Origin of the sequence: Bacillus sp. FSL M8-0266 (assembly GCF_038613425.1) — a bacterium.
GTDB lineage: Bacteria > Bacillota > Bacilli > Bacillales > Bacillaceae > Bacillus > Bacillus pumilus.
This window is the reverse complement of sequence record NZ_CP152015.1, coordinates 3456176-3471480: the sequence shown is the minus strand read 5'-3', so window position 1 is coordinate 3471480 and position 15305 is coordinate 3456176. Positions and strand designations below refer to the sequence as shown.

Annotated in this window: 16 protein-coding genes; 13 read left to right on the top strand and 3 right to left on the bottom strand. The window is 43.0% G+C overall.

The window, feature by feature from the left end:
• Positions 1-76 precede the first annotated feature (76 nt).
• Together MKY83_RS17910 and MKY83_RS17905 are read left to right on the top strand one after the other, a co-directional pair.
• Entirely contained in the window at positions 77-2353 is a 2277-nt protein-coding gene (locus MKY83_RS17910) for a glycosyltransferase (protein ID WP_342487533.1), read from the top strand.
• On the top strand, positions 2350-2583 hold the full coding sequence (locus tag MKY83_RS17905; RefSeq protein WP_113767824.1) for a DUF5970 family protein: 234 nt from the start codon (positions 2350-2352) through the stop codon (positions 2581-2583). Before MKY83_RS17910 ends, MKY83_RS17905 begins: the two co-directional genes overlap by 4 nt.
• A gap of 34 nt (positions 2584-2617) precedes the next feature.
• Here the strand turns inward: MKY83_RS17905 and MKY83_RS17900 are convergent, their stop codons facing one another.
• Positions 2618-3418: an RsfA family transcriptional regulator gene (locus MKY83_RS17900; RefSeq protein ID WP_034660339.1), complete on the bottom strand. Its 801-nt coding sequence runs from the start codon at positions 3416-3418 to the stop codon at positions 2618-2620.
• A gap of 238 nt (positions 3419-3656) precedes the next feature.
• Between MKY83_RS17900 and MKY83_RS17895 the strand changes: the two genes are divergently transcribed.
• The 4 genes from MKY83_RS17895 to MKY83_RS17880 all read left to right on the top strand — a co-directional run bounded on the left by MKY83_RS17895 (position 3657) and on the right by MKY83_RS17880 (position 6919).
• A complete protein-coding gene (locus tag MKY83_RS17895; RefSeq protein WP_003215259.1) occupies positions 3657-3878 on the top strand; it encodes a DUF1450 domain-containing protein in 222 nt (73 codons plus the stop codon).
• Between the two features lie 170 nt (positions 3879-4048).
• Entirely contained in the window at positions 4049-5350 is a 1302-nt protein-coding gene (locus tag MKY83_RS17890) for an HD domain-containing protein (protein ID WP_007497716.1), read from the top strand.
• 30 nt (positions 5351-5380) lie between these two features.
• Complete coding sequence (locus tag MKY83_RS17885) at positions 5381-5881, top strand: YwgA family protein (RefSeq protein ID WP_106029513.1); 501 nt, start codon at positions 5381-5383, stop codon at positions 5879-5881.
• 225 nt (positions 5882-6106) lie between these two features.
• The gene (locus MKY83_RS17880) at positions 6107-6919 is read left to right on the top strand and encodes a zinc-dependent metalloprotease (RefSeq protein ID WP_003215273.1); all 813 of its coding nucleotides are present in this window, start codon (positions 6107-6109) and stop codon (positions 6917-6919) included.
• 49 nt (positions 6920-6968) lie between these two features.
• On the opposite strand, the gene MKY83_RS17875 is transcribed toward MKY83_RS17880, so the two are convergent.
• Complete coding sequence (locus tag MKY83_RS17875) at positions 6969-7154, bottom strand: 2-hydroxymuconate tautomerase (protein ID WP_003214939.1); 186 nt, start codon at positions 7152-7154, stop codon at positions 6969-6971.
• A 113-nt stretch (positions 7155-7267) separates the two neighbouring features.
• Between MKY83_RS17875 and MKY83_RS17870 the strand changes: the two genes are divergently transcribed.
• Entirely contained in the window at positions 7268-7924 is a 657-nt protein-coding gene (locus MKY83_RS17870) for a site-2 protease family protein (protein ID WP_223251196.1), read from the top strand.
• 12 nt (positions 7925-7936) lie between these two features.
• Positions 7937-8455, top strand: a complete 519-nt coding sequence (locus MKY83_RS17865) for a YwhD family protein (RefSeq protein ID WP_065097836.1) — start codon at positions 7937-7939, stop codon at positions 8453-8455.
• Positions 8456-8579: 124 nt separating this feature from the next.
• On the opposite strand, the gene MKY83_RS17860 is transcribed toward MKY83_RS17865, so the two are convergent.
• Positions 8580-10649 carry a transglycosylase domain-containing protein gene (locus tag MKY83_RS17860; RefSeq protein ID WP_065097837.1) on the bottom strand — a complete coding sequence of 690 codons (2070 nt, stop codon included), beginning with the start codon at positions 10647-10649 and terminating at the stop codon, positions 8580-8582.
• Positions 10650-10873: 224 nt separating this feature from the next.
• Here MKY83_RS17860 and speE point away from each other — a divergent pair, with 224 nt between their 5' ends.
• The 5 genes from speE (at position 10874) to argS (ending at position 15289) form a co-directional block, all read left to right on the top strand.
• Positions 10874-11704, top strand: a complete 831-nt coding sequence (speE, locus tag MKY83_RS17855) for a spermidine synthase (protein ID WP_003214614.1) — start codon at positions 10874-10876, stop codon at positions 11702-11704.
• A gap of 69 nt (positions 11705-11773) precedes the next feature.
• Positions 11774-12646, top strand: a complete 873-nt coding sequence (speB, locus tag MKY83_RS17850; RefSeq protein ID WP_065097838.1) for an agmatinase — start codon at positions 11774-11776, stop codon at positions 12644-12646.
• A 78-nt stretch (positions 12647-12724) separates the two neighbouring features.
• Positions 12725-13072 carry a hypothetical protein gene (locus MKY83_RS17845; RefSeq protein ID WP_044140187.1) on the top strand — a complete coding sequence of 116 codons (348 nt, stop codon included), beginning with the start codon at positions 12725-12727 and terminating at the stop codon, positions 13070-13072.
• A gap of 124 nt (positions 13073-13196) precedes the next feature.
• A complete protein-coding gene (locus MKY83_RS17840; RefSeq protein WP_044140186.1) occupies positions 13197-13619 on the top strand; it encodes a DUF1934 family protein in 423 nt (140 codons plus the stop codon).
• A complete protein-coding gene (argS, locus tag MKY83_RS17835) occupies positions 13616-15289 on the top strand; it encodes an arginine--tRNA ligase (RefSeq protein WP_044140185.1) in 1674 nt (557 codons plus the stop codon). Before MKY83_RS17840 ends, argS begins: the two co-directional genes overlap by 4 nt.
• Positions 15290-15305: the final 16 nt, after the last annotated feature.

Sequence of the window (15305 nt, the reverse complement as noted above, 5' to 3'; positions counted from 1 at the left end):
ATGAAAGAATCCCCTCCTTCGTTATGTAGTTTTATATGCGATAGTCTTTTATGACGTAAGAAAGAAGGAAAATGTATTGTCATTATTCACCACGTATTACCCGATGTTTATGCTTTGTGTTTTATCTGTGCTGTATGTAATATATCGTATTCAGCCGGTGGCCACTACTGTTAAAAAAATCATCATTGTGCTCTGTGTGTTAACAAATGCCGCCTATATTTGCTGGCGTCTTTTCTTTACACTGCCGCATGAAGGTACTTTTAATATTGTGATGGGTATTTTGCTTGTTGCCTGTGAATGCATTGGGTTTTTACAGCTGCTTGTGTTTTATACACTTGTTTGGAAGCCTTCCAATCGGAAACAAGTCATGATCAGTGATCTTGACAGGCTGCCAACAGTTGATATATTCATAGCTACATATAATGAACCAATTGAAGTGCTGAAACGCACTGTTGCAGGTTGTGTGAATCTCTCTTATCCAAAGGACAAAGTCCACATCTATTTATGTGATGATGGCAAGCGGGAGTCTGTAGAGCAGCTTGCTTCTGAGTTTGGTGTTCATTATCTGACAAGAACAGATAACAAGTTTGCGAAGGCGGGTAACTTAAACCATGCGATGTCTCAAACGAATGGAGAGCTGATTCTCACACTTGATGCGGATATGGTCCCCCTTCCTTCGTTTTTAGAAAAAACAGTGCCTTACTTTCATGATGGCGCGACGGCGTTTGTTCAAGTTCCACAGGCGTTTTATAACGAAGATCCTTTCCAATATAATATGTTCTCGAACGATCGAATTCCAAATGAGCAGGACTTCTTCATGCAAACCCTCCAAGCTGGTAAGGATCGGTTTAATGCTGTGATGTATGTCGGTAGTAATACTGTCTTTAGAAGAATCGCCTTAGATGAAATTGGCGGATTTGCTACTGGGGTGATTACAGAAGACATGGCGACAGGAATGCTTCTCCAAGGAAAGTTCAAATCTGTATCTGTCGGAGAAGTATTAGCCGTCGGTCTGGCACCTGAAAGCTGGCTTGATTTGTTAAAGCAGAGAGATCGGTGGTCGAGAGGGAACATTCAGTGTGCCCGTAAGTTTAATCCTTTGAAGGTTCGCGGCTTAACGCTTATGCAGCGAGTTCTTTATTTAGATGGTATTGTGTATTGGTTTAACGGTTTGTTTAAAATGATTTACATTCTCACGCCGATTTTGTTTTTATTGTTTGGTATTCAAAGTTTCTGGGCAGATTTCCAGTCCATTTTCATGTTCTGGCTACCGGCGTTCTTTAGTTCCTATTTAGCATTTAAACTAGTGTCGAATCAAAAAAGAAGCATGTTTTGGAGTCATATTTATGAAAGCTCTATGGCATTCCACTTAGCTGGTGTGGCTTTAAGTGAGCTGTTTTTCAAAAAGAGAGTGGAATTTCTTGTCACACCAAAGGGAATTCAAACGGACAAAAGACACTTTCATTTGAAAACGATGATTCCCCATTTGATCTTTTTGCTGCTCTCATTGCTTGTCCTAGTGAAAATAGGATACGATGTGAAGGTAAATGGGACGATGAATGCTGATCTTACGTTGATTAATATATTTTGGGTGATGTATAACGGTGCAGGTCTATTCATGGCACTGCTTGTGGCGTTTGATCGTCCGCGTTATCGAAAATCAGAGCGGTTTGTCATTGAAAAAGAGGGACAGCTCCGTTCTGATCATCAAGATGAGTCGATTGCTTGTTTTCTACTAGATATGAGTGATTCAGGTGCGCGTCTATCCATTCCACTTGATCAAGCTCCTTCTCTCTATCAAGGACAAACGCAATTGTTCTTTTCAGAGGATGAAAGTGTGGCGTGTGACGTGGTCTGGAGCTATCCAGAGGAAGACAAGCTGATGGTTGGTGTTGCTTTTACTGACACACAAAAATCAGAGTATCTATCACTGATCCGCTTCCTATTCACACGAGAGCATGTATCGATAACGGATCGTGAGAAAAAATCCTATGCTGTTCGGACGTTTCTCCGTTTTGTAAGAGAAAGTGCCAAAGTGCCAAAGGCTATACGGCGCAAATGGGTGAGAAAACCTTTAAAAGGTGTGACAGGCACGTTATCATATGAGGACAGATTAGAAGAGAAGGTGCCGTTGGTCATACATGATATTAGTGTATCTGGGTGCAAAATCGAGTCTGAAGCTGTCATTGAATTACATGAGAAAGTGCGGATCACCATTGACACAGAATCTCTGACAGATCAGCCGGCGATTGCCGTTTGGACTTCAAAAAGACGCGGCCGCACAATTGTCGGACTCAAATTTGTTCAACCTGAAATCAAGCAGATAGAAGAAAGAGAGGGAGTGGTTTCTTGAAATCCAAAAACGGCAGTTACCTCTATTTACTATGGCTTCCTGTTATCATGGGAGCCGGCTACGGCATTTCGCTTTTGGTGCCGTTTCTTCAGCCTGTACTGACACTTGGCATCGCAGGTCTTTATATTTTTATATTTGGTGATTTTCAGGTGAGACAAGTCAGGTATATTTTTATGTTTGTCTTTTTGATTAATGTCCTATTTAGTGTGATGCTATTTTTGGGCATTTAAAAAAGTGCTTCCCGCAGATGGGGAGCACTTTTTGTTATTCTGCCATTTTTTCGAGGTTGCCGTTCCGGTCCATTTTAAAGGTTGGAGCGGCAGTGTCGTCCTCTTCAAACAAAACTAGTTTTCTTGCACGGTTCATGATTTTGACGAGTGTTTCATAATCTTCTTGAATGGTGAGTTGATCCTTTTCAAGCTTTTTCACTTCTGCTTCTAGCTGTGTGACTTTATGTGAAAGTTCGTTGTTTTCTCGTTTTAACCGGCTGTTTTCCATGCGTAAGGCAGACGATTGCTGTCCATCGCCTTCATAGCGGCGCAAGAAATCAATGACATCTTCGATGGTTAAATCCTGTTGCTGCCTAAAAGGATTGGCTTCTGGCTTTTTCTCTACGACATGAGAAGCCTGTGACAATAAATGTGATAAACTAGCTAACTCTTCATTGTAGCTTTGGTCTACAAACTGGAGCTGCTCGGCTGTTTCAGATGCTGGTGCAAACGTTTCCTCCTGCGCTGGTTCCAGCTCCTGTGAGAATTCCTCTTGCGTGACTGTTTCTTCTACTTGCGGCTGATATAGTAATCGTTTCTTTGCAGGCTGGCCATTGCCAAGTGCGCGCATCCGTTGTTTTCTTTGTTTTTTGGCAAGGGCTAACGCTTTTTCATATTGATGCCTCACAACAGCATTCCATCTAAAACCGCATGCCGCTGAGGTACGGTTCAGCTTGTCTCCTACTTCTTCAAACGCATTCAGCTGTGTGCTGCCCTCTCTGACGTGACGTAAGACGGTTTCTGCCAAAAGAAGATCATCTTCCTCTGACCAAGCATCTTGTCTTTGTTTTGACATGTTTAAACCCCCATATGATTTGATGGTATTAGATTAGCCAAGTTCAAGAAAGTTTATACAAGTTTGCTAAAAGGATAGTGGAAAATACTAGCTTTTATGTGAGCATGCTTCGGCGTTTACAATGCGTCTTGCAAGTCCAGCCGCTTCGATGTACAATGTTGGGTGGTATATTAAGACTCTTGGTTGTCCAACTGTTTCATATAAAATGAAGTTCATCATTGAAAGGAAGCGTAAGACCATGGCTAATGAGTTTCGCGTATGTGACGATTGCGATGCGACGAACCTAAAGACGTTGCTGCCTCGACTCAAATCGGTTGACCCTGATGCAAAAATTGAAATTGGCTGTCAATCCTATTGTGGTCCAGGACGAAAAAAGGCTTTTGCGTTTGTGAACAATCGCCCATTATCCGCACCAACAGAAGATGAGTTACTCGAAAAGGTTCAAAAAAAAGTCAAATAAATGTCACTGAATGTGTTCAGTCGACCTAAAAAGAGGTCCGTCCCTGTCAGGTCGGGCTTTTTACGTCCATGCAATCGTTGAGAACACATTCACGAGCAAATTCAAGGATGTTTTCGGGAAAAGTTACCCGATATAATAGAAACACGTCTTAAAAAAAGAGGGACGAAACGATGGCGTATCCAAAAGGGAAATTATCTGAGGAAAAGGTATTTAAAGATCCTGTGCACCGTTATGTTCATGTACGGGACGCATTAATATGGGACTTAATAGGAACAAGAGAATTTCAGCGCCTGCGCCGAATTAAACAGCTAGGAACCACTTATTTGACGTTTCATGGTGCAGAACACAGCCGTTTCAATCATTCACTCGGCGTATATGAGATTGTGAGACGGATTGTGGATGATGTATTCAAAGGACGGCCGGAATGGGATGAGGGAGAACGCGAGCTTGTCCTGAGTGCGGCCTTGCTTCATGACCTCGGACATGGACCATTTTCTCATTCCTTTGAAAAGGTCTTCCACTTAGATCATGAATCGTTTACAAGAGATATTATTTTAGGGCAAACCGAAGTCAATGAAGTGCTTCGCCGGGTGAGTGATGATTTCCCGAAGCATGTGGCGGAAGTGATTGCCAAGACGTATCAAAACAAACAGGTGGTCAGTTTGATCTCAAGTCAAATTGATGCCGACCGTATGGACTATTTGCAGCGTGATGCCTACTATACAGGCGTCAGTTACGGCCATTTTGATATGGAGCGTATTTTGCGCGTGATGCGTCCGAGAGAAGATCAGATTGTGATGAAGCAGAGCGGGATGCATGCGGTCGAGGATTATATTATGAGCCGCTATCAAATGTACTGGCAAGTCTATTTCCACCCAGTGACACGCAGTGCGGAAGTCATTTTAACGAAAATTCTCCACCGTGCAAAAGAGCTGCATGAAACGGGCTATATTTTCACGCATGCACCTGTTCATTTTTATTCGATTTTCGAGGGGAATGTCACCACAGAGGACTATATTAAACTGGATGAATCCATTGTCTTATTTTATTTTCAGGCGTGGGAAGACGAAGAAGATCACGTGCTGGCTGATTTGTGCCGCCGTTTTATGAACCGCCGATTGTTCCAATATACAGAGTTTAATCCGAATGAAGAAATGACGAAATATTTCAAGCTGACCGCCTTGTTCAAGGAGGCAGGCATTGATCCTGACTATTATTTAGTCGTCGACTCTTCCTCTGACTTGCCATACGACTTCTACAGACCAGGGGAGGAAGAAGAGAGACTGCCGATCCACCTTTTGACGCAAAGCGGTCATATTAAAGAGCTGTCGAGACAGTCAGATATTGTTGATGCCATTTCCGGTAAACGAAGAACCGATCATAAACTTTATTTCCCGATGGACTTAATTGTAGATATGTCGGAAAAAGCTGAAGAAAAGAAGGCGATCATGAAGCTGCTTGGATTGGGATAAGGAAGTACTGAAAAAGGAGATGTCGGGAATTTGTTGAAAGAGCATGCAAAGTTGATGAAGGTATTCTCTGAATCCGGGGAAATCGTTGGACGGAAGAAGCTGCAAAAGATGATTTACATAGCAAAAAAGCTAGATTTGCCTTTTTACGAGAAATACGATTTTCACTTTTATGGCCCCTATTCAGAGGAGTTGACGCTCAGAATTGAAGAGCTGTGCAACCTTGGATTCTTGGACGAAATGAAGGAAAAAAAAGGCGGATACTATCAATATCGCTATTCGCTGACGGACAATGGGAAAGAGTTTCTCGATCAGTGTGAAGTGGACATGCCTGACCTCAAAGTGCTGACGAAGCAGATGAACGAGCAGTCGTCTCGTTTCCTAGAGCTCGTCTCTACGATTTTATACTTTGATGATCTGCCAGAAGATGAGGTAAAGGAAAAGGTCTTCACCATTAAAAGCAAGCAGCGCTATACGGACGAAGAATTTGAGGATGCACTTGCTTATATTGATCAGTTGAAGGAATTGAACTAGTTTCGCAAAAGCCCAGCATTTAGGGCTTTTTTTTGTTTTGTAAGACCCAGACCAAAAGCGCTATTTTTCGATGAAATGTGTGCTGAAGGATCCGGAAAATTAGTGAATATGACGTATTTCGACTTTCTTCCTGTGTATCTAATTCCCTGTTTTTGACTGAATAGAAGGAAAAAAGTGAATTTTCAGTGAATATATAACTTTGTGAAAATCAAAGGAGGGATAGGAATGAAAAAGCGTTCAGTCTTTTTGTCATTTTTATTGGTAGGTAGTTTGTTACCGGGAGTAAGTTCAGCTTCAGCACCAGTCGCAAGTACTGGTCATGGGCATGATCATGGTCATGCGCCATTCGAAACACATATTGGTGAGGGGTTGCCAAAGGCAAACGATTTTAAAGATTTGACGAAAGCACCTCCAATTGAACGAGATGTGACAACAAAGGTATTAGATGAGTCTGGTAAGCAGGTAGGCTCTAGAACCTTTAAGGCGAATACAGGAGATTCTATTTCAACAAAGGCAAGTACAGGCAGTCAAAAAGTAACGGTCTATGCTGTAGCAGATGCGCAGTATCGTGCGAAATATAGTGACTGGCAGACGAGAATTGTCAGCATCATCGAGCAAGCGGACGTCACCTTTAACCGTGATCATGATGTGGACTTTGTCGTACAAGCAGTAGGATCTTGGACATCTTCTGGATCAAATGCAGAGCAAATCTTATCTAACCTTTCGCGCAGCTTTGATGGCAGAGGATACGATTTTGTCACTGGATTTACAGCAAATCCAAACTTTGATGCGGGCGGAATCGCTTATGTATACAATAGTGCACCGCGCGGAAGTGCATTCGCCGTCAACCTTGATCAAGGAACAGCGAATACAGCAAAAGCGGCTACGCATGAATACGGCCATAACTTTGGCTTACCGCATGACCCTCAAGGCAGCGGCATTGTCTGCTTAATGAATTATGATTATTCCTACACAGTCGATTTCTTTGATGCGGCTCATAAAAATCAAGTGAACCGTAACAAAGCGTGGTACAGATAAAATAAGAGAAAAAAGGACAAACACCTATGTGCTTGTCCTTTTTTTATGCTTACAGGTCGCTCATTCGCTTTCCTGCTACGGCATAGTGTTCTTTTTTCATTTCTTCAATAATAACAGAGACTTTTTCTGCACCTGCGCCTGTTGTTTCAACAACAGCATCAGTGACTTTCTCCACAAGAGCTCTTTTCTGCTCGTCTGTTCTTCCTTCAAGCATTTGTACGGTGACAATCGGCAATGCGAAAACCTCCTTTTTCCTTTCATGCTACGCTTCCCTTTAGTTTAAGGGACTTCTTATAGTATACTGAATGAAGTAAATCATTGTATAGAAAGAAAGAGGGATTCATGCCTTTGAACCAATTTCTTGTGTATCCATTAGAACTCATCCCATATGTCGCCATTACGCTTGTTGTTGCATTTACGATGCACGAGCTGGCGCATGCATATGTTGCGTATCGTTTCGGCGACCCGACAGCTAAGAACCAAGGGAGACTCACATTAAATCCACTGAAGCATCTTGATGTATTTGGGACGATTTTGATCTTTGTGGCTGGGTTTGGCTGGGCGAGACCTGTGCCGGTCAATCGTTACCATTTCAAAAACCCGCGCTTAGCAGGAATCTGCGTCTCGATTGCTGGCCCTTTAAGTAACTTAGTGTTGGCGTTTCTAGGCTTTTTCGTGTACGTGCTTCTTCAGAAATTTGGCGGGGAGTCGCTCATGCGCTTTGAGCCGGGAGTTGATCATTTCTTCCGGATATTTATTAACTTGAACGTCATTTTGTTCCTATTTAACTTATTGCCACTTCCGCCGCTGGATGGGTATCGTATTATTGAGGACGTCGTCAGCCCCCGTATCCGGGCGAAAATGACGCAATTCGAACAATATGGGATCATTATTTTTCTCATATTCGTGATCACGCCGCTAGGACAGTTTGTTTTTGGTCCATTGATCGGAATGCGGGATCAAATCATTCAATGGTTTAATCTTATTTTGAAGCCGCTGCTTTAGGAGGTTTAATGAATGGAAGGTAAAAAGAAGAAACCAATTGGTTTTAACATCATTAAAAAAACAGATGCAACCGACGGACACGGAGGCTTTGGAGCGGGTGCGCTCAGCCTAGATAACATTTCGCCGGTGATCATTGACGTAGAGGAAAAGGAAGCTGTCATTGATATTGGTGCGATGCATGCAAGAAGTGCCGTCGAAAAAGGCATTAAATTTTTGAAAACAAAAGAAGAGGTACCGAACGGAAAGCCGTATTGGCTCGTATGGGTGACCATTGACCGCAGAGAAGAAGGCCCTTATTATGCGGGTGTGACGGCTTGCGAAATGACCGTCGACCGTTCAATCCGCCGCGGGTATAAGTCGCTTCCAGAGCATGTGAATTTCATGGATAAATCAATGAAGCGAAATATCGTCGTCAGTCATATGGATGATGTATCGAAAAAGGTGCTGGCTGATTTCTTGAAGAGTCATAATGAAGCACTATGGGAAGCATCTACAGATGAATTAAAAGAAGGATTGGCTGTCCCTGAATAATTGTGAAATTTTTGTGAAGAATGGCGAATTGCTACCAATTCCAGCTGATTTTTGAGTAAACTGGTGTTAAAGCTAGGACATGGAGAATCCCGAGATGCAGATCTCGGGGTTTTTCATGTCCTTTTTAACGTTTCAGCCACTTTTCCCACCATTTCTTTGGCTTTTGATCTTGAACCGGATCTTGCTCAGAAGATTTATTCTCAGCGCCGTAGCACACACCTGTCGGCTCTGTTCCTTCTATAAAATAGGTGAATACCTTTGATTCACATCCTGGGCCTGCGAGATCGCCGGTTTTTGGATTGATATACACACCTTTTACGCCGTCTGGCGGCATGAAGGAGGACGCTGGCTGTTTGGAGAGGGCTGATTCCATAAAGGATGCCCATATCTTTTTTGCATAGGCTGTTTCTTCGACCGAGTCAATGGTACGCCCTTTATCATAGCCCGTCCACACACCTGTGACGAGCTGGGGAGAAAAGCCGATCATCCAGCTGTCGGCTCCTGTCGTTCCCGATTTTCCTCCGTATGTTCGCGTGAGATCCTTCATAATGGTGCGGCCTGTGACACTCGTATAGCCGTTTAGCTGATCATTGAACATTCCTGACATCATGTCGGTGGTGACAAAGGCTGCCTTTTCATCTAAGACTTGCTCTCGTTTTTGTTTTTCTTCAAAAAGCACGTTGCCTTTAGCATCCGTTACTTTTGTAATAAAGGTGGGTTTGACTCGTTTTCCGCCATTGACAAGCATTGCGTAAGCATTGGTCATTTCAATTGGTTTGATAGGAGACGTGCCTAGGGCAAGTGATGGCACTTGATCTAGTTTTTCGTTGATGCCAAATGTTTTGCCAGCACGTACAAGCTGCTCCATTCCTAAAAATAGATGGGTTTTCACGGCATAAATATTATCAGACAGCGCCAAGGCTTGAAGCATCGTAATGCCGTCATTGGCGTAATAGCCATGATAATTGCTTGGTGAATAAGCAGCGCCGCTTCCTTGATCATCGAGCTCAAAAACCGTTTCTTCACTGCGCATGACGGTTGCTGGTGTAAACCCATTTTGCAAGGCAATGTAATAGAGAAGAGGCTTCATTGTTGAACCGGGCTGTCTTTTCGCTTGTGTCACCCGGTTGAATGGACTTTTCTCATAATCTCTTCCCCCAATGAGGGCGAGTACATGACCAGTTTGGGGATGGATAGCGGTAAAGCCGATTTGGATGTCTGATTTCGAATAGATTGTGCTTTTTAACGTCTTCTCAGCAATTTTCTGTAACTCTGGATTTAAAGTCGTTTGGATATGAAGGCCATAGGTTTCGATCTGTTCCTCAGTTAACCCCAAGCTTTGTTTCAACTCACGAATCACATCATCATAAAAATACGGGGCTTGCTTTGCTTGCAGCTGCTTCTTTTGCAAAGGGCGATAGGACAGTTTTTCTTTCGCGGCTTCAGCGGCTGCCTTTTTCGTAATCATGCCGTCCTCTTGCATGTGCCTCAAAATCATATTCTTTCTTGCGCCGGCTTTCTCTTCATTCACATAAGGGGAGTAGAGAGAAGGGCCCTTTGGGATACCGGCAAGTAAGGCAGATTCAGCGAGGGTTAAATTCTTCGCTTCTTTCCCGAAATACAGACGGGACGCTGCTTCCACGCCATAAGCTCCATGACCATAATAAATGGTGTTCAAGTATCCTTCTAAAATCTCATCTTTTGTATAGTTTTGCTCTAAGCGAATCGTGTAAAAGGCTTCATTCCACTTCCGCTTCCACGTTTTATCATGATCTAAATACAGATTTCGTGCATATTGCTGGGTGATCGTGCTGGCGCCTTGTACCTTAGCCATGGCACGAATATCAGCCACTGCAGCACCCGCCATCCGTTTCACATCAAAGCCATGATGCTCATAAAAGGTTTTATCCTCAACAGCTACAGCTGCCTGCCTGATATAAGGGGACATGTCCTTTAAGGGCACCCAATATCTCTTTTCTCCAAAGCTGGATTCTCCAAGCTTTGAACCATCGGCTGCATAAATGGTCGTAGATTGGGGAACTTGAACAGAAGGGGCGCCTTGCCATTTGGCTATTAAAAGAATCGTCAAAAAGACAGTGCCTGCAAATAGAAAAGCGAGCAAACCAATAAAAAAACAGGCTCGAATCGTTTTCACGGTCATGCGGATTTTTTTATTACTCATGATTGTGTCCATGCAAAGCCCCCATTTTGACGGTTTTTTATCAGTATGGAACAAAGAAAACCGTTTTAAACAAATGATTGAAAGAGCGTGCATTAAAATTGAAGAGAAGTCATGCGGTTCTTTACAATTTGATATGAATCCACTATACTTTTTTCTTGGACAATCGATATAGTCATAGCCGTTAAAGGCGCTAACAATAGATGTTTGTTTATTATTGGATGAGAGGAAGATGGACAATGAGCGAACTTTGGTATACAGAGAAGCAAACGAAGAATTTTGGTATTACTTTGAAGGTGAACAAAACCCTTCACACAGAACAAACAGATTTTCAGCATTTAGAAATGGTGGAAACAGAAGAGTTTGGCAATATGCTGTTTTTAGACGGTATGGTGATGACGTCTGAGAAAGATGAGTTTGTATACCACGAAATGGTGGCACATGTTCCTCTTTTCACTCATCCAAACCCAGAAAATGTTCTTGTCGTAGGTGGAGGAGACGGCGGTGTCATTCGTGAAATCCTGAAGCATCCAAGTGTGAAAAAAGCGACACTTGTTGATATTGATGGCAAAGTCATCGAATACTCGAAAAAATTCCTTCCTTCGATTGCTGGGAAACTAGACGATCCTCGTGTAGATGTCAAAGTTGGAGACGGCTTTATGCATATTGCTGAAGCTGACAATGAGTACGATGTTATCATGGTGGACTCAACTGAACCAGTTGGACCAGCTGTGAACCTGTTCTCTAAAGGATTTTACGCAGGAATTTCAAAAGCACTCAAAGAAGACGGTATTTTCGTGGCACAAACGGACAATCCTTGGTTCACACCTGAGCTGATTACAAATGTACAGCGTGATGTGAAAGAGATTTTCCCAATCACGAAGCTTTACACAGCAAATATTCCAACGTATCCAAGTGGTCTTTGGACATTTACCATCGGTTCAAAAAAATATGATCCACTTGCTGTAGAAGACAGCCGTTTCTTTGATATTGACACGAAATATTACACAAAAGAATTACACAAAGCGGCATTCGTTCTGCCGAAATTTGTGAGCGACTTAATCAAATAAATCAAGCGAAGAGGAAATGCGCAAATAACAGTTTGCGCATTTTTTGAAGCGTAAAAGGAGGAATCTTGCATGAGATTCGAAGAGGCTTATTCAGGAAAAGTATTTATTGGAAGTCATCCGACATGGGAAGATGCAAAAGTCATTTTATATGGTATGCCGATGGATTGGACCGTCAGTTATAGACCAGGCTCACGTTTTGGCCCAAACCGTATTCGTGAAGTTTCGATTGGATTAGAGGAATACAGCCCTTATTTAGATCGTGAACTACACGAGGTGCCATTCTTTGATGCCGGTGACATTCCGCTTCCTTTTGGAAATGCTCAGAAAAGCTTGGACTTAATTGAAGAGTATGTCGACAGCATTTTAGAAAAAGGGAAGTTTCCATTAGGAATGGGCGGCGAGCATCTTGTGTCTTGGCCGGTTTTCCGTGCGATGCATAAGAAATATCCTGATTTGGCGATTATCCATATGGACGCACATACGGATCTTCGTGAGGAATACGAGGGTGAGCCTCTGTCTCATTCAACACCGATTCGTAAAGTAGCAGGACTCATTGGACCTGAGAATGTGTTCTCTTTTGGGATTCGTTCTGGGATGAAGGAAGAATTTGAATGGGCAAAAGAAGCGGGCATGCACATTTCTAAATTTGAAGTGTTGGAGCCGTTGAAGCAAGTATTGCCAAAGCTGAAGGGGCGTCCAGTTTATGTGACGATCGACATTGATGTACTCGATCCAGCTCATGCACCTGGTACAGGCACGGTAGATGCTGGCGGTATTACATCAAAAGAGCTGCTTGCATCCATTCATGCCATTGCAGGATCTGAGGTTCAAGTAGTCGGTGCAGACCTTGTAGAGGTAGCACCTGTATACGATCATTCCGACCAAACAGCGAATACAGCGAGCAAGCTTTTACGCGAAATGCTGCTTGGATTTGTGAAATAACACCTTGATAGAGGAGCTTGTCATCTCATGTGGACAAGCTCTTTTTTTACATGGATCAAAAAATAAAGGAGGCAGTTCATGTTTTCTTCTATATTGATGGTGCTTCTCGCTTTTTGTGTGTTAGCGGCGGGTTTTCTCACGCTGAAACGAGAGCTCGCAGCAGAGCCCCCCGTTTTTGCTTCGAAAAAGGAAGCAAAGGAAGAGATGTTGGGGTTGTTTCAGGATCGAGGCTTTTTCTATTTGACGGCCATTGCGTTATTCATGCAGGTGATATTTAAGCGAGCACAGATCGTGCCATTTGATTTTTTTCAGGTATTTTTGGCAAGTTCAGGCGTTCAAGCTCTTTTTTATTTAATCAAAAGAAAAGACATGGGCGTAAAGGCTGTGTTGGTGGTATTAGTGAGTTTCCTGTTTCTTTTTTTCTAAAGGGATAGCGTAAGATCAAAAACGAAGTTTAATCGCAGTGAAGAAGAGAAATGATGGTATGATAGGCGATCATGAATATGGTATACTATTTTAGTTAAACGGGTCTTAGCAAAGGAAGTGCAAAATGACACAAAACCAAATTTCAATTCATGTAAAGTCAGTGATGAAACCAGAGACGGAGCCGGCTGAAACGATCGAATTCCGCACGACTGGAACGTATCAAGAAAAGAATGACAAAACGTATCTCACTTACCATGAAGAACATGAAATGGGTCAAGTAAAAACCGTTGTGAAAATGAGTGAAAAAGAAATTTTTGTCATGAGATCAGGGGCCATTCAAATGAAGCAGCGCTTTCTCATTGGGGAAACGACCGTCACACATTACACGATGCCATTCGGTACACTACAGCTTGATGTACACACACATGGCATTGATCTCGATGTGAACAAGGGACTGCTGCACATTACGTACGATATGCTGACAGGGGAAGATCAAAAGCATTTACATACATTATCGATTTCGTATAAGGAGGATTTACGTTCATGAATATCGCAGAACAGGTCAAAGATGCGTTAAAAGAAGAAATCATTGCGGCAGTCGTCAAAGCAGGACTTGCTGATGAAAGCCAGGTACCAGATGTCCTTTTAGAAGTGCCGAAAGACAAAACTCACGGTGATTACTCCACCAACATGGCGATGCAGCTTGCCCGCATTGCAAAAAAAGCACCTCGCCAAATCGCAGAGGACATTGTCAAAGCGTTTGATAAAGGGAAAGCTTCTATTGAAAAACTGGATATCGCAGGTCCAGGGTTCATTAACTTTTATATGAACAATCAGTATTTAACAAAGCTCATTCCAGCTGTCCTTGAAGCAAAAGAGGCATATGGTGAAACGAATACAGGCGGCGGCCAAAAGGTGCAAGTTGAATTCGTCTCAGCCAACCCAACAGGTGACCTTCACCTTGGACATGCCCGCGGAGCAGCTGTAGGTGATTCTCTTTGCAACATCCTTGATAAAGCAGGGTTCGAAGTGAGCCGTGAATACTATATCAACGATGCAGGCAATCAGATCAATAACCTTGCTTTATCTGTAGAGGTACGTTACTTTGAGGCGCTCGGTCTTGAAAAAGAGATGCCTGAAGACGGCTATAGAGGAGAAGACATCAAAGGCATCGGGCAAAAGCTGGCAGATGAATTTGGTGACCGTTTCGTGCATGAGCCAGAAGAAGAGCGTATGAAGTTCTTCCGTGAATACGGCTTAAAATACGAATTAGAGAAATTACGTGTAGACCTTGAGAATTTCCGTGTCCCATTTGATGTATGGTATTCAGAAACCTCTTTATATGAAAACGGAAAAATCGAACCAGCGCTGGAAACCCTTCGCGCTAAAGGCTATGTCTTTGAAGAAGACGGCGCAACGTGGCTGCGTTCAACTGATTTTGGCGATGACAAGGACCGCGTGCTCATTAAAAAAGACGGCAGCTTCACTTACTTGCTTCCAGATATCGCATACCATAAAGACAAATTGGACAGAGGCTTTGATCAGCTCATTAACATTTGGGGAGCGGACCATCACGGCTATATCCCTCGAATGAAAGCGGCGATCCAAGCACTTGGATATCCTGCTGGCAAGCTTGAAGTAGAAATCATTCAGCTCGTTCACCTATACAAAAACGGTGAAAAGATGAAGATGAGTAAACGTACAGGAAAAGCTGTCACCATGCGTGATCTGATTGAAGAAGTAGGTCTAGATGCCACTCGTTATTTCTTCGCGATGAGAAGTGCGGCAACACATATGGACTTTGACCTAGACTTAGCGATATCTACGTCTAACGATAACCCTGTGTACTACGCACAATATGCGCATGCGAGAATTTGCAGCATGCTGCGTCAAGGGGAAGAAAAAGGCTACGAGCCAAACCTTGAAAAAGCAGATTTCTCTCACATTCAATCGGAAAAAGAGTACGATCTTCTCAAAATCATTGGCAGCTTCCCAGAAGTTGTAGCAGAAGCAGCTGAAAAGCGTATTCCGCACCGTGTAACGAACTATATTTATGACCTTGCATCAGCCCTTCACAGCTTCTACAATGCCGAGAAGGTCATTGATGTAGAAAACGAAACAAAAACAACAGCACGTCTTTCACTCATGAAAGCAACACAAATTACGCTTGCGAATGCATTAAAACTAATTGGCGTATCGGCTCCGGAAAAGATGTAAGAACACGAAGAAACCC

Excerpts from the sequence above, each read along its gene's own strand:
- MKY83_RS17880 (WP_003215273.1), top strand. The coding sequence starts at position 6,107 with ATGAAAAAGCGTTCAGTCTTTTTGTCATTTTTATTGGTAGGTAGTTTG.
- MKY83_RS17900 (WP_034660339.1), bottom strand. The coding sequence starts at position 3,418 with ATGTCAAAACAAAGACAAGATGCTTGGTCAGAGGAAGATGATCTTCTT.
- argS (WP_044140185.1), top strand. The coding sequence starts at position 13,616 with ATGAATATCGCAGAACAGGTCAAAGATGCGTTAAAAGAAGAAATCATT.
- MKY83_RS17840 (WP_044140186.1), top strand. The coding sequence starts at position 13,197 with ATGACACAAAACCAAATTTCAATTCATGTAAAGTCAGTGATGAAACCA.
- MKY83_RS17890 (WP_007497716.1), top strand. The coding sequence starts at position 4,049 with ATGGCGTATCCAAAAGGGAAATTATCTGAGGAAAAGGTATTTAAAGAT.
- MKY83_RS17895 (WP_003215259.1), top strand. The coding sequence starts at position 3,657 with ATGGCTAATGAGTTTCGCGTATGTGACGATTGCGATGCGACGAACCTA.
- MKY83_RS17865 (WP_065097836.1), top strand. The coding sequence starts at position 7,937 with ATGGAAGGTAAAAAGAAGAAACCAATTGGTTTTAACATCATTAAAAAA.
- speE (WP_003214614.1), top strand. The coding sequence starts at position 10,874 with ATGAGCGAACTTTGGTATACAGAGAAGCAAACGAAGAATTTTGGTATT.
- MKY83_RS17845 (WP_044140187.1), top strand. The coding sequence starts at position 12,725 with ATGTTTTCTTCTATATTGATGGTGCTTCTCGCTTTTTGTGTGTTAGCG.
- MKY83_RS17860 (WP_065097837.1), bottom strand. The coding sequence starts at position 10,649 with ATGGACACAATCATGAGTAATAAAAAAATCCGCATGACCGTGAAAACG.
- speB (WP_065097838.1), top strand. The coding sequence starts at position 11,774 with ATGAGATTCGAAGAGGCTTATTCAGGAAAAGTATTTATTGGAAGTCAT.